General features: G+C 59.9%; 14 protein-coding genes. 12 read left to right on the top strand and 2 right to left on the bottom strand.

The window, feature by feature from the left end; genetic code table 11:
- Positions 1-153: 153 nt before the first annotated feature.
- Positions 154-1,962 carry an ABC transporter substrate-binding protein gene (locus QTL95_RS03805; RefSeq protein WP_289718627.1) on the top strand — a complete coding sequence of 603 codons (1,809 nt, stop codon included), beginning with the start codon at positions 154-156 and terminating at the stop codon, positions 1,960-1,962.
- A gap of 31 nt (positions 1,963-1,993) precedes the next feature.
- On the opposite strand, the gene QTL95_RS03810 is transcribed toward QTL95_RS03805, so the two are convergent.
- Both QTL95_RS03810 and QTL95_RS03815 read right to left on the bottom strand, forming a co-directional pair.
- Complete coding sequence (locus QTL95_RS03810; RefSeq protein WP_289718628.1) at positions 1,994-2,977, bottom strand: sugar ABC transporter substrate-binding protein; 984 nt, start codon at positions 2,975-2,977, stop codon at positions 1,994-1,996.
- Positions 2,978-3,481: 504 nt separating this feature from the next.
- Positions 3,482-4,381: a LysR family transcriptional regulator gene (locus tag QTL95_RS03815; RefSeq protein WP_289718629.1), complete on the bottom strand. Its 900-nt coding sequence runs from the start codon at positions 4,379-4,381 to the stop codon at positions 3,482-3,484.
- Positions 4,382-4,489: 108 nt separating this feature from the next.
- On the opposite strand from QTL95_RS03815, the gene QTL95_RS03820 reads away from it, so the two are divergent.
- From QTL95_RS03820 to QTL95_RS03870, 11 genes are all read left to right on the top strand, one after another.
- Entirely contained in the window at positions 4,490-5,122 is a 633-nt protein-coding gene (locus tag QTL95_RS03820) for an HD domain-containing protein (RefSeq protein WP_289718630.1), read from the top strand.
- 36 nt (positions 5,123-5,158) lie between these two features.
- Positions 5,159-5,845 (top strand): amino acid ABC transporter permease, encoded by a 687-nt coding sequence (locus QTL95_RS03825; protein WP_289718631.1) that lies wholly within the window; start codon positions 5,159-5,161, stop codon positions 5,843-5,845.
- 1 nt (position 5,846) lies between these two features.
- Positions 5,847-6,503, top strand: coding sequence for an amino acid ABC transporter permease (locus QTL95_RS03830; protein WP_018901714.1), 657 nt, complete (start codon positions 5,847-5,849; stop codon positions 6,501-6,503).
- A 71-nt stretch (positions 6,504-6,574) separates the two neighbouring features.
- Positions 6,575-7,360: a transporter substrate-binding domain-containing protein gene (locus QTL95_RS03835; protein WP_289718632.1), complete on the top strand. Its 786-nt coding sequence runs from the start codon at positions 6,575-6,577 to the stop codon at positions 7,358-7,360.
- 61 nt (positions 7,361-7,421) lie between these two features.
- Entirely contained in the window at positions 7,422-8,153 is a 732-nt protein-coding gene (locus QTL95_RS03840; RefSeq protein ID WP_182590969.1) for an amino acid ABC transporter ATP-binding protein, read from the top strand.
- Positions 8,154-8,214: 61 nt separating this feature from the next.
- Entirely contained in the window at positions 8,215-9,096 is an 882-nt protein-coding gene (locus tag QTL95_RS03845; protein WP_289718633.1) for an NAD(P)-dependent oxidoreductase, read from the top strand.
- 12 nt (positions 9,097-9,108) lie between these two features.
- Entirely contained in the window at positions 9,109-9,450 is a 342-nt protein-coding gene (locus QTL95_RS03850) for a hypothetical protein (RefSeq protein ID WP_220331162.1), read from the top strand.
- 5 nt (positions 9,451-9,455) lie between these two features.
- The gene (locus tag QTL95_RS03855; protein ID WP_289718634.1) at positions 9,456-10,223 is read left to right on the top strand and encodes an SDR family oxidoreductase; all 768 of its coding nucleotides are present in this window, start codon (positions 9,456-9,458) and stop codon (positions 10,221-10,223) included.
- Positions 10,192-10,737: a gluconokinase gene (locus QTL95_RS03860; protein ID WP_289718635.1), complete on the top strand. Its 546-nt coding sequence runs from the start codon at positions 10,192-10,194 to the stop codon at positions 10,735-10,737. The genes QTL95_RS03855 and QTL95_RS03860 overlap by 32 nt, the downstream gene beginning before the upstream one ends.
- Positions 10,738-10,766: 29 nt before the next feature.
- The gene (locus QTL95_RS03865; protein WP_289718636.1) at positions 10,767-11,714 is read left to right on the top strand and encodes a 2-hydroxyacid dehydrogenase; all 948 of its coding nucleotides are present in this window, start codon (positions 10,767-10,769) and stop codon (positions 11,712-11,714) included.
- A 10-nt stretch (positions 11,715-11,724) separates the two neighbouring features.
- A complete protein-coding gene (locus tag QTL95_RS03870) occupies positions 11,725-12,768 on the top strand; it encodes an L-idonate 5-dehydrogenase (protein ID WP_289718637.1) in 1,044 nt (347 codons plus the stop codon).
- Positions 12,769-12,868 lie beyond the last annotated feature (100 nt).

Raw genomic sequence — 12,868 nt, forward strand, 5'->3', positions numbered from 1 at the left:
CGTGCATTTTTGTCTTGGTACCGATTAACCGAATACTCGGCCGGTCTGCGGAAGGTGGAGAAAACGGTGATGAGGCGAAATACGTAAACCTACCGACGCGGTGGGTGAGCCTGCTGTCGGACAGGCGAAATGATGCGGTGATCGGAGCGTGGCATGAGTGTGAGACTGACCGTTCAAAAAAGCGGCGCTGCAGCCCGTCCCACCGTCGAGACAAGCGATTACTTTCGTGCATCGATCAGCGGTGACGGTCTGATCGACACGACAGAAAGCGAAAGCGCCAATCGCTTCTTTGCCGCACATCCGGAATTCAAGGACTTCGCCGCCGGATTGGTGGGGAGTGGTCGCGATCTCGTGCGCTTCGTTTGGATAGACAATGACAAGCGCTGGTTCGCGGTGCGTATAGAGCTCGACGTAACCGCCTCCGGCGAGCGGCGCAGCAACCTTATCGTCAAGTCGATCGATTCACCCTTCGGCCTGACGCTGCGCGAACTCGATGTTCTGACCCTAATTGCCGGGGGACTGTCCAATCAGGATATCGCGGCCTGCCTCGAAACCAGCCAGCGGACCGTAACCACCCACAATGAGCGCATTCTCGTCAAACTCGGTCAGGTCAGCCGCACCGGGGCGGCGACGCTTGCGACGGACCTTGGGCTGCTGCGATTGCCAACACCGGGTGGAGGTCGCAACCTGATGCCGTTGACGGCGGGTTTGGTGGACAGCCGAATGGCTCTGCCGCGCGACACGGTCCGGTCCTTCGTGGCGACGTCGCTCGACCGGCGGCCGATCCTGATCGGCACGCCGCTGTCGACGCAGGGACTTGCTTCCGCAGATGCCTATGAGATGCTGAACGGCGCGCGACTGGCCGTGGACGAAATCAACCGTCGCGGCGGTGTCGGCGGCCGCCGCATCGAGCTCAAGATCGCGGAGTGCGATGTCGGTGATGAGGTCGATGTCGTCAGAGCAGTGAAGTCGCTGATCGATGCGGAAGTCGATGCGATCACCTCCGGCTACAGCTGCGCCGAGGAGAGCGTGCAGGACGTGCTGGCGGATTACGGCGCGCCCTACCTCCACTGTGCGACGATGGAGGCAATGGTCGATCGCGTACGGCAGGATCGCCACCGGCTTCGCAACGTGTTCCAGCTTTGCCCGAGCGACGTCAACTACGGCCCACGCTTCATTCAGTTTCTGTCGGAACTGGAAAAGAGCCGCAAATGGATCCCGCATTCACGCCGTGTCGTGGTCATCCAGCCACGCTGGTCGCGCATGGATATCGGCTTCATGACACTGGAGCGGATGGCCCGCAAGGCCGGCTTCAAGATCGATCTGCTGGAGGATCTGCCATTTCGCAACATTGACTGGAACGGCGTCATGGACAAGCTGCATCTGAGCGATCCGGCCGCGATCTTCCTTGCCTATTACTTTCCGGAGGAGAACATCTCGTTCCTGCAGCATTTCCTAAGTCGTCCCGCCAACGCGCTTGTCTATACGCTCTACGGGCCCTCGATTCCTGCCTATCGCCAGCAGCTGGGACATAGCGCCGAGGGCGTGATCTGGGCAACCACGACCGGGCTTTATTCCGATCAGCTGGCGATGGGGTTTGCCGAGCGCTATGAGCGCATGCATGGCCAGAAGCCCGGTCACTCTCATGCCGGGCTTGCCTATGACAGGGTGAATATCCTCGCGACCGCCTGGACCCGCGCCAATAACCCTCGCGCCTTCGATCGGGTGATACCCGAAATCCGTTCTGTCATTCACCGCGGCGTCAACGGTGCTTACTTCTTCGACAATGTCGGCCAGTGCGCGCAGTCCTACCCCGACACGTCGGGCGATCCTTCGATCAGCCAGGCGCATCTGATCTATCAGATCCAGAACGGCGAGCAGCGCATTCTGTCGCCGGCACCCTACGGACAATCCGCCTTCGTGCTGCCGCCCTGGCTGCGTCGCAAGTCGTTGGGACGATGACAGGCCGACCGTTTGGCCGGCCTGTCGGGCATCAGTATTGGGGCTCGTATTTCGACACGCTGTCCTTGTCGATATTATAGGCGGCAAGCGGAACGAAGCGCGGCGTCTTTTCGCCGTTCCAGGCCTGTCCGAGCGCTTTGACCGCCTCATACATTTCCGTGTAGGGCAGCAGGGTGCGCGTGCTGTGGATCAGGCCGTCGCGAACCGCCTGGAATGACCAGATGTTGCCGCCATTGTCGTAGATCTTCATCTTGCCAGCGAGACCTACCTGACGCGCGGCCTGAACGGCGCCGCGTGTCATATCGGAATAGTTGGAGATGAAGATCGTCAGATCCGGATTGGCCTGAAACAGCGGCAAGGTCTTCTGGTTGCCCTGCAAAACCGAGTAATCAGTCTTGACCACGGCGGCGATCTTGAAGTCCGGATATTTCTCCTGGACGTCCTTCAGTGCAAGCTCGGTGTTGATCGTGTTGGCATTCAGGTCTGGCCCTGTCAGCACGGCAACCTTCTGGGGGCCGGGATTGGCCGCCGCGATCGACATGATCCAGTCGCGGAATGCTTCTCGACCCTGCGAGCCGCCAACGAAATTCAGCGTGCCGGGCGACCAGAGTTCGTCGCCCTCTTTGCTTGCGCGATTGCACAAAGGGAGGTTGGCGACGGCGACGAGAACACCAGCCTTTGGAGCGTCTTCGGTCAGGATCTTGCACGCCTGATTGCCGTCGTTCATTTCCGCAACGATTGCGTTGTACTTTCCGCTTGAGATGACATTCTGGGCCTGATTGTACTGAACGGTCGGGCTCCAGTTCGGATCGAAGACGTCGATTGTTGCGCCGATCTCCTTGGCGGCGTCCTGCGCGCCCTTGATACCGGCTTGGAGATGGGTGTTGTTGGTCGCTGCTGTTAAAAACGCGATCTTGAGCTTTTCGCAATTCCCATTGATGACCTTTCCATCCCCAAGATCGATCTGTGACCGTTTGCAAGCGCCATCCTGCGATTGTGCAGAGCCGGTTGTCACAGCAAATCCGATAAGAAAACTTGCTAATAGGGAGCCATGAAAGATTGCTCCAATGAAATCTCTCGTCGTCCGTTTCTTCATCTCGTTGTTCCCTCTCATTCGTGCGCAAGAAATGCGCTATGAAGGGGCAGTATCTGCGGTGAACGAGCTTAGAGTCTTACCATCTCGATACAGCGGAAGATATGAAGCTCGCCTACAACGCCCTATAATGGATAAAGGCGCCGGGTCCGAAGTAACTGCGTTTCAAGCTTGTAGCGTTTTCAAGGCACGGAGCTCCGGTTCGATTCCCATCAAGACCTTTGAGCTCTTACGCCAGCATCAGCTCAAAGCAGACGGTTCACACCAAGTGGACGGGTCTGCCGGAAAACGAAGTAGAAACGACTTTTTGATAAGTTTTTTCGATATCCGATCGCTTCGATTTAACTCTCTACGTAATCGAGCGTGTCTACGGTACTCGGCCTACGGGAAGTAACGGCCGCGCCTATGGCGCCAAAGCGCCGTGGCTCAGCCGCAAAAAGCGACATCCACGCTAACCTTACGGATCATTTGCGCCACTTGCGGCAAGGCTCGCACGACCGCGCCCTTGTTGGTCCCGATGAACACATCCTGCATGGGTAGGCGGGAGTGGGTCCGTAACAAATGCACCGTGCCTGCTTTTAGCTGGGTAAGTAGCAGTCTGCTTGGCAGGATGCTGATGCCCGTGCCCGCCTCGACGAGATTGAGGATGGCGCCAAGGCTGTTGCAGACGTTGAGGCGAAGGCCAAGCTCGCGGTTCCCGCTCAGGGCATTGGTCGTCAAAGTGTGGAGATTGGATGGAGCGGGGGTTGAGAATATTCTCTGTCGGAGAAGCATCGCATCTGAGACGAATTCGCGCGGCATCTCGAGCTTGGGGCTTGCAAACCACTCTACCGTCTGACGGCCAAGCAGTTCCAACGCGACATTGTCATGCTCCGGTGGTGTCGAAAGGACGGCGATGTCTAGGAGCCCTTCGGAAAGCTGCCGGGCAAGATTGTGGCTCGTGTCGACGGTGGCTGCAACGCGGGTCTCGGCAAAGCGGCCGTCGAGTTCGTCCAGCAGTGCCGGCAGGCACACGACGGCGAAACTGTCCATCACACCCACTCTGAGCGTCGGCAAGCGGGTATTTCGTGTCTTGATGTTGGATTCGATGTCCCGGGCAATGCCGATCATGGCCTCGGCGTAGTGTTTGAGAGCCTCGCCTTCGCTGGTCAACTGCAGCTGACGCTTCTGCCTGATGAACAGCGGTACGCCGAGTTGTTCTTCCAATTCCTTGATGCGGTAGGACACGGTCGGCTGGGTGATGCTCAGCTTCTCCGCCGCAGCATTGAAGCTGCGCAATTGGGAGGCCCAGTAGAATGCCTCGACCGCCGAAAAGCTGAGAGCCATGTCAACCTATAGAAAAATTCGATCGATACCCGGCAATATCCTAATTGGATTTTGAATTCAATCACTCATAAGCTCACTCAATAAGCAGTTCAGCTAGGTGGTCAAAAAATGTACAAAACCATTTCCCGCGCGCATATCCTCGAAGATCTGCCAGAGATTGCGGATATCGCGTCAGCCGAATTGCGCGAAAAGGTTATCGACGCCTGGGTGTTCGCTCTCGAACGCTCGTCCTTCGATCGCGTCACCGACATTCAGGGCGAGGGCAGCCCGAACATCTTTTCGCTGAAGCGCGGCACTCAGGATGCGCATCTGCGCGGCGTCACCCGTCTGGCTCTGTCGATCTATGAAGAATTCAAGGCTACCTATCCCGAGGCCAAGGTCGATCGCGACATCATTCTGGCCGGCGGTCTTTGCCACGACATCGGCAAGACTTGGGAATTCGATCCGGTCAAGCTGAAGCGCTCGGCCGAGCGCGGCGATCGCTACGGCGACCCGACCTACCGTCATTCCGCCTATGGCGCACATGTCTGCCTTTCCGTCGGACTTCCCGACGAAATCGGCCATATCTGCATGGGCCACGCAATGGAGTTCGGTCAGATCGGCCATAGCACCGAGTGCTTCATCATCCGGCAGGCCGACCACACCTGGTGGCTGGTCGCGGCAGCGCTCGATCTTTGCCATCCCGATACGATCGCGCAAGCGGGCAAGAATATCCGCGTGCGACCGCTCGGGATCGAGTGACGACTGTAACTGTAAGGCGCGAAAGCCGAGGTTAGCATGGATTACACCTTCCAATTCGGCCCACTGGTAAACTACCTACCGCAGTTCATCAGCGGCTTTTGGCTAACGATGCTGCTGGCGTTCGTGGGAATTTTCGGGGGCATTGCCCTGGGCGTCGGCTGTGCCGTCGCCTCCACCTTACCGGGCTTTTTGCCGCGTTTTCTCGTCCGGTGCTACGTGGAGGCGATGCGCAACACGCCGCTTCTGGTGCAGATCTTTGTGATCTTCTTCGGACTTCCGAATCTCGGCGTGCGGATGTCGCCATTGACGTCGGTCTTCATCGCGCTGGTTCTCAACAATGGCGGCTATATCGCGGAGATCGTCCGCGGCGGCATCCAGTCGACGCATCGCAGCCAGGTTGAGGCGGCCGAGAGCCTCGGGATGACCTATTTCCAGACGCTTCGCTTCGTCATCCTGCCGCCGGCGCTCGAGAAGGTGTTCACGCCCGTCGTGTCGCAATGCGTGCTGCTCATGCTGTCTACCAGTCTCGTGTCGGCGATCGGCGTCGAAGATCTGACAGGGGCTGCGATGATCGCCAGTTCGGAAACCTTCCGCACGATGGAGGTCTATCTCGTGATTGCCGCGGTTTACGTCCTGATGAATTTCGTCTTCCGCGCCATCCTGAACCTTGCCGGGTTGCTGATCTTCCGCCGCTCGCGCCGCAATCTTTTCCGGGGGATCTGACATGCGTACTTTTGGCTCGCCGGAATTCCTCTTCATCTTTTACGCGCTGCGCTGGACATTGACGCTGACTGTCATCGCTTTCGTGGGCGGGGGCCTGGTCGGCATCGCGCTCGCCGTGATGCGCATCTCGTCTTCAAAGGCTCTGCGCGTCGCGACCTCCGCCTATATGCAGTTCGTCCAGGGTCTGCCGCTGCTTATCTTGATGTTCATCTGCTACTACGCCCCATCACTCTTCGGCTTCGAAGTCAGCGCGATTGCAGCTGCCGCCGTGGCACTGACCATCAATTCCAGCGCGTTTCTCGGCGCCATATGGGAAAGCGCGCTTCGGGCAATTCCGAAAGCGCAGTGGGAAAGTGCGGACGCCTTGGCACTGCACCCCTACAAGGTCCTTCGCTATGTGATTGCACCGCAGGCCATCCGGCTGGCAATGCCCTCGACCGTCGGCTTTCTCGTGCAGATTATCAAACAAACCTCGATCGCCTCCATCATCGGCTTCGTCGAGATTACCCGTGCCGGCCAGCTCGTCAGCAATGCGACATTCGAGCCACTGAAATCCTTCCTGGCCGTAGCCGCCTTTTATTTCGCTGTGTGTTTCCCGCTCACCCAGCTCAGCCTCTGGCTCGAGAGCCGCGCCGCAAAGCGGGGAGCCCGCGCCTGAACCACCTCATCATCAACGACACGAAGAAGGTCGCTGATCATAACCGGAACCCAAAACTGAGAGGATACAACATGCGCCTGAAATCCCTATTCATGCCCCTGATCGGTCTCGCCATCGCTCTGGGCGCCACTGCGGCCTCCGCCGCCTCTCTCGACGAAATCATCGCCCGCAAGAAGGTCATGATCGGCGTTGATCTCTCGGTCCCGCCCTTCGGCATCACGAACGCCGAAATGCAGCCTGATGGTCTCGACGTCGATGTCGCCAAGCTGCTCGCCAAGGATCTAGGCGTCCAGCTGGAACTCGTGCCGGTCACCGGCCAGAGCCGCATTCCGTCGCTGCAGACAGGCAAGGTCGACTTCGTCGTCGCAAGCTTCGGCATCTACACCGAGCGCGCGCTGTCGGTCGCCTTTTCCAACCCCTATGGTGGCCATAAGTCGGTGATCATCGCGCCGAAGGGCACCGAGATTAAGAGCCTCGCAGACCTGAAGGGGAAGAAGGTCGGTGTGCCGCGTGGAACTGCGCATGAGAAAGTGCTGTCGGCAGCCAATATTCCTGGAATGGAGCTGATCCGCTTCGACGATGACAGCACGACGCTGAACGCGCTCGTCGCCGGTCAGGTGGATGCGATCGGGACCGTAAACTATATCGGCGCGCAGCTGCAGGAGCGCTATCCCGACAAGTTCGAGGAAAAGACGACCTATCTGCAGAGCTTTTATGGCGTGGGCCTGCGTCGGGGCGATCCGGACCTCCTGCACTGGCTGAACACGGTTCTCTTCGTCCACAAGCAGAGCGGCGAGTTCGGCCAGATCTACGAAAAGTGGATGAAGACGCCGATGCCTGAACTGCCGTCCTTCTGACCCCAATGGCCGCAGAGGGCAGCCTATGCCGCTGCCCTCGCATTTCCATCGAGAGGTAAACATGTCTGTCGTAGTCGCAAATAATATCCGCAAGAGCTTTGGGCCGCTCGAAGTGCTCAAGGGCGTTTCCCTGAATGTCGAGGCCGGCGAGGTTATCGCGTTGATCGGGCGGAGCGGCTCCGGCAAGAGCACGTTCCTGCGTTGTCTCAACGGGCTGGAGACGGTTGACAGCGGCCTCATCCAGATCGCAGGTCATGCCATGTCACGCAAGCCGGCGGCCCTGCGGGAACTCCGGCGCGACGTCGGCATCGTTTTCCAAAGCTACAATCTCTTCCCGCATCTGACGGCAGGCGAAAACATCATGCTTGCCCCCGTTCAGGTGAAAGGTGAGACCAAGGTCGCCGCGCGGGACGAAGCGCAGCGCTGCCTGTCCATGGTTGGGCTCGGCGATCGCTTCGATGCCTATCCGGACATGCTTTCGGGCGGCCAGCAGCAGCGCGTGGCAATCGCTCGCTCGCTTGCCATGCGCCCCAAGGTCTTGTTGTTCGACGAGGTGACCTCGGCTCTTGATCCGGAACTCACCGGCGAAGTGCTCGCCGTCATAGAGGATCTAGCGCGCCAGGGCATGACCATGCTGCTCGTGACCCATGAAATGGGATTCGCGCGCCGCGTCGCCAACCGCACGATTTTCATGAAGGACGGCATCATCCACGAGGAAGGGCCCTCCGCCGAATTTTTCACAAATCCCAGAACGCCCGAGCTGCAAGCCTTCCTCAGATCAGAGATCGGCTGACCGCCACAAAACGCATTTTGCCTATCACATGGAGCCCCCGGTCGGGAGGAGAGGAACAGCGGTGTCAAAAAAAGAGAGAATCGCACTGATCGGTTGTGGCGTCATGGGTCACGCGATTGGCTCACGTCTTCTGAAAACCGGTCATACCGTCATCGCCTTTGACGTCGATCCGTCCAAGGTAGCGCAGATGACGGCCCAAGGCGCGGAGGCAGCCGCGTCCGCATCGGAGGCGGCGTCGCGTTCAAACGCCGTGGTTCTCAGCCTCAATTCCGCAGCGATCGTTCGCGACGCTGTGTTCGGGGCTACCGGCGTCGTCAAAGGTGCTGCAGCCGGAACGGTGATGATCGACATGTCATCGATCGACCCGATCCTGACCAGGCAATTCAGCGCGGATGCCGCAGCGGCGGGCCTGAAGTGGTTGGATTGCCCGCTCTCCGGCGGGGCGCCAAAGGCTTACGAAGGCAAGTTGACGGTTATGGCCGGTGGCAATCCCTCCGATTTCGCCGAGGCAAAGCCGATCCTCGACGACCTTTGCCAGAACCTGACCCTGATGGGCCCAAGCGGCGCTGGCCAGACGACGAAGCTGATCAATCAGGTCCTGTGTGCGCTCAATTTCGTTGCCGTGGCCGAAGCCACCAAACTGGCGATCGACTCCGGTGTCGATGCGCAGCGGATCCCCGCGGCGCTGAGCGGCGGGCGCGCCGACAGCGCGATCCTGCAGGAGTTCATGGGCAAGATGGCGCGCAACGATTACTCGCCGACCGGCCGCATCGACAACATGGTCAAGGACCTTTCCGCCGTGCAGTCGCTGGCCGTCCACACAGGCACCGCGATGCCCATGACGTCGCTTTGCATGGAGATCCATCGGCTGATGGTGTCCGCAGGGCTTGGCGCGGCCGACAATGCCGCGCTGATGAAGTTTTACGACGGCCCGAAGGCCTAAAGGAGGAATGACATGCTGATCCGCTACGCCGAATTCGTCGGAACGATTAAAGCCGGCAAACAGGAAGAGTTCTACGATTTCGTAGAGACCACGCTGACGCCACTATGGACAAAATTTGACGGTGCAGTGAGCGTTTCCGTCTGCCGCGAGCTCGAACGCGACGAGGGCGCGCCCTCCATGCCCCTGCTTCTTGCCATCACCTATCCGGACCAGGCAGCGCTTGAGCGCGCCATGGCATGCGATGCACGCTTCCAGTCGCGCGAACAGACGCAGCATCTCCTGACCATGTTCGAGGGCAAGGTTTATCACCGCGTCACCAGCGCCGCGATCCACGATCTCGTGGCACAGGCGTGAGTGCAATGACGTTCCCGCTTTTCGACCTTACAGGTCTGCGAGCGCTCGTCACGGGTTCGTCGCAGGGGATCGGGCTCGCGCTTGCGCGCGGGCTCGCCGAGCACGGTGCCGAGGTGGTGCTGAATGGCCGCGATCGCGGCAAGCTTGACGCCGCGATGCGCGAGCTGGCGGGCGCCGGCGCCCGGGTTTCGGCCAGTGACTTCGATGTGACGGATGCCGACGCGGTCAAGCGCGGCGTCGATGCGATCGAAAGCGATCTTGGTCCAATCGATATCCTAGTCAACAATGCCGGGATGCAGTTTCGCAGTCCACTGGAAGAGTTCCCGGCGGATCGTTGGGAGCAGTTGCTGAAGACCAATATCTCCAGCGCCTTCTATGTCGGGCAGGCGGTCGCCAAACACATGATAGGCCGCGGCCGCGGAAAAGTCGTGAACATCGCATCGGTGCAGAGCGAACTCGCCCGTCCCGGGATCGCGCCTTACACCGCGACCAAGGGCGCGGTGAAAAATCTGACCCGTGGCATGGCGACCGATTGGGCGAAATACGGTCTGCAAATCAACGCATTGGCGCCCGGCTACTTCAGGACGCCGCTCAATCAGGCGCTGGTCGACAATCCGGAATTTACCGCGTGGCTGGAAAAACGCACGCCCGCCGGTCGCTGGGGCAATGTCGAGGAACTGGTCGGCGCAGCCGTCTTCCTGTCGTCCCGAGCCTCATCTTTTGTGAATGGACACACGCTTTATGTCGACGGCGGTATCACAATCAGCCTTTGATCCGGTGGCATTGGTCGGGCCTGTTGTAGTCATGGGCGTCTCGGGCTGCGGTAAAACCTCGGTGGGGGACGGCCTTGCCCGCCGCATCGGCGCCGATTTCATCGAAGGTGACAGCCTTCATCCCGCGGCGAATGTCGAAAAGATGCGGGCAGGCTCACCACTGGACGATGCCGATCGCTGGCCCTGGCTCGATGCGCTCGGTCGGGCGCTGGGTGCCGATGGCAATGTCGTCGTGTCCTGTTCGGCGCTGAAGCGGTCATATCGCGATCGGCTTCGGGCGCTGGCCGGCAGGCCTGTGGTCTTCATCTTTCTGCATGGCGACCGCGACGTCCTGGCCGCACGGATGGCCGCGCGCAGTCACGACTACATGCCGTTGTCGCTCCTCGACAGCCAACTCGCGACGCTTGAACCTCCTCACGCAGAGGACCGGGTCGTTGCGATCGAGATCAATCAACCGCTGGAGGCGATCGTCTGCTCGGCGCTCGAATATCTGGCGTCGCCAAACGGTCCTTGAGACCGGATACAAAACAAATGGAGGAAACCATGAGCAAGCCGAACATCCTGATGATCGGACCCTATCCGGAATGGGATATGGTCGAATTGGAAGCGCAGTTTGAAGTACACAAGCTTTATGAAGCCCCCGATCGCGAGGCGTTTCTCGCGCAGCGTGGCGCCGATATCCGCGGCATTGCCACGCGCGGCGAGCTGGGCGCCTCGGCCGATCTCATCGGCCAGTTGCCGAAGCTGGAAATAATCTCGGTCTATGGTGTCGGTTACGATGCGGTCGATCTGGATGCGGCTCGCGCCCGGCGCATCCGCGTCACCAACACGCCAGATGTCCTGACCAACGATGTCGCCGATCTCGGCATTGGCATGATGCTGGTGCAGTCGCGTGGCATGATCGGCGCGGAAACCTGGGTCAAGGACGGCAGCTGGGCGGCCAAGGGTCTCTATCCGCTGAAGCGTCGCGTCTGGGGCCGCAAGGCCGGTGTTCTCGGCCTCGGCCGCATTGGCTTCGAAGTCGCCAAGCGTCTCAAGGGCTTCGACATGGACATCGGCTATAGCGACGTGTCGGCCAAGGATTTCGCCAAGGACATGACCTTCATCGCTGATCCGGTCGAACTGGCAGACCGCTCCGACTTCCTGTTTGTAACGCTCGCCGCCTCCGCTGTGACACGCCATATCGTGTCGAAGCCGGTGATCGAGGCACTTGGTCCGGAAGGCATGTTGATCAATATCTCGAGGGCGTCGAATATCGATGAGGATGCGCTTCTCGACGCGCTCGAAAGCGGCAAGCTTGGCTCGGCCGCACTCGACGTGTTCGAAGGCGAGCCGAAGCTCAACCCGCGTTTTCTGACGCTCGATAATGTTCTGGTGCAGCCGCACCATGCATCGGGCACGATCGAAACCCGCAAGGCAATGGGCAAGCTGGTGCGCGACAATCTCGCCTGCCACTTTGCCGGCCAGCCCCTGCCGACCCCGGTGTTGTAAGGAGATCCCGATGAAAGCCGTCGTCATCCACGCCGCCAAGGATCTTCGGATCGAGGAACGCGAAGTCGAAGCGCTTCAGCCAGGACAGGTCGAGGTCGCCATCGAGGCCGGCGGCATCTGCGGTTCCGACCTGCATTATTACAACCATGGTGGCTTTGGCACGGTGCGCGTGCGCGAGCCTATGATCCTTGGCCATGAAGTGGCCGGGACGATCGTCTCGCTTGGCACGGCGCCGGGCGAAGGCGTTTCCGATCTTGCTGTTGGCGACCGTGTCGCCGTGTCGCCGTCGCGGCCCTGCAATGCCTGCGACTATTGCCTCAAGGGCCAGCAGAACCATTGCCTGAACATGCGCTTCTACGGTTCGGCCATGCCAATGCCGCACATCCAGGGCGCGTTCCGCCAGCGTCTGGTGGCCAAAGCCTATCAGTGCCACAAGGTCGCCGAGGGCGTCTCGATCAACGAGGCGGCGATGGCCGAGCCCTTCGCAGTCACTCTGCACGGCGTCAACCGCGCCGGCCCCCTGACCGACAAGCGGGTTCTGGTGACAGGCTGCGGGCCGATCGGTGCGCTCGCGATCATCGCAGCCCGCGCCCATGGTGCCCGCGAAATCGTCGCCACCGACGTGATGGATACGGTTCTCAACAAGGCGCTGGAGATCGGCGCCGACCGCGTGATCAATGTCGCCGACAATCCGGACGAGCTGTCGGCCTATTCGGCCAACAAGGGCTATTTCGACGTGCAGTTCGAAGCGTCGGGCAATGAGCGTGCGGTGCGCTCGGGCCTTGAAGCCCTACGGCCGCGGTCTACTCTGGTCCAACTCGGCCTTGGCGGCGATGTCTCCATTCCGCAGAACATGGTCGTCTCAAAGGAAATTGAGATGAAAGGGACGTTCCGCTTTCATGAGGAATTCGGCCTGGCCGTCGCGCTGATCAACAAGCGCCGTGTCAACCTCAAGCCGCTTCTGACCGGAACCTTCCCGCTAGAGGATGCAGTCGCCGCATTCGAAACCGCCGGCGACCGAAACAAGTCGATGAAAGTTCAGTTGTTGTTCTGACATGTGCACCATAGACGTTGCCACGTGAGCCGTTGGTATACCCTTAAAAGGCCAGCGCCTCGTGGGTATGCGACCAGTGACTTCATCAATTCTGTTTGGG

The organism is Rhizobium sp. S152, assembly GCF_030380735.1.
Taxonomy (GTDB): Bacteria; Pseudomonadota; Alphaproteobacteria; order Rhizobiales; family Rhizobiaceae; genus Rhizobium.

Excerpts from the sequence above, each read along its gene's own strand:
- QTL95_RS03860 (WP_289718635.1), top strand. The coding sequence starts at position 10,192 with ATGTCGACGGCGGTATCACAATCAGCCTTTGATCCGGTGGCATTGGTC.
- QTL95_RS03820 (WP_289718630.1), top strand. The coding sequence starts at position 4,490 with ATGTACAAAACCATTTCCCGCGCGCATATCCTCGAAGATCTGCCAGAG.
- QTL95_RS03855 (WP_289718634.1), top strand. The coding sequence starts at position 9,456 with ATGACGTTCCCGCTTTTCGACCTTACAGGTCTGCGAGCGCTCGTCACG.
- QTL95_RS03850 (WP_220331162.1), top strand. The coding sequence starts at position 9,109 with ATGCTGATCCGCTACGCCGAATTCGTCGGAACGATTAAAGCCGGCAAA.
- QTL95_RS03835 (WP_289718632.1), top strand. The coding sequence starts at position 6,575 with ATGCGCCTGAAATCCCTATTCATGCCCCTGATCGGTCTCGCCATCGCT.
- QTL95_RS03865 (WP_289718636.1), top strand. The coding sequence starts at position 10,767 with ATGAGCAAGCCGAACATCCTGATGATCGGACCCTATCCGGAATGGGAT.
- QTL95_RS03825 (WP_289718631.1), top strand. The coding sequence starts at position 5,159 with ATGGATTACACCTTCCAATTCGGCCCACTGGTAAACTACCTACCGCAG.
- QTL95_RS03805 (WP_289718627.1), top strand. The coding sequence starts at position 154 with ATGAGTGTGAGACTGACCGTTCAAAAAAGCGGCGCTGCAGCCCGTCCC.
- QTL95_RS03830 (WP_018901714.1), top strand. The coding sequence starts at position 5,847 with ATGCGTACTTTTGGCTCGCCGGAATTCCTCTTCATCTTTTACGCGCTG.
- QTL95_RS03870 (WP_289718637.1), top strand. The coding sequence starts at position 11,725 with ATGAAAGCCGTCGTCATCCACGCCGCCAAGGATCTTCGGATCGAGGAA.
- QTL95_RS03815 (WP_289718629.1), bottom strand. The coding sequence starts at position 4,381 with ATGGCTCTCAGCTTTTCGGCGGTCGAGGCATTCTACTGGGCCTCCCAA.
- QTL95_RS03840 (WP_182590969.1), top strand. The coding sequence starts at position 7,422 with ATGTCTGTCGTAGTCGCAAATAATATCCGCAAGAGCTTTGGGCCGCTC.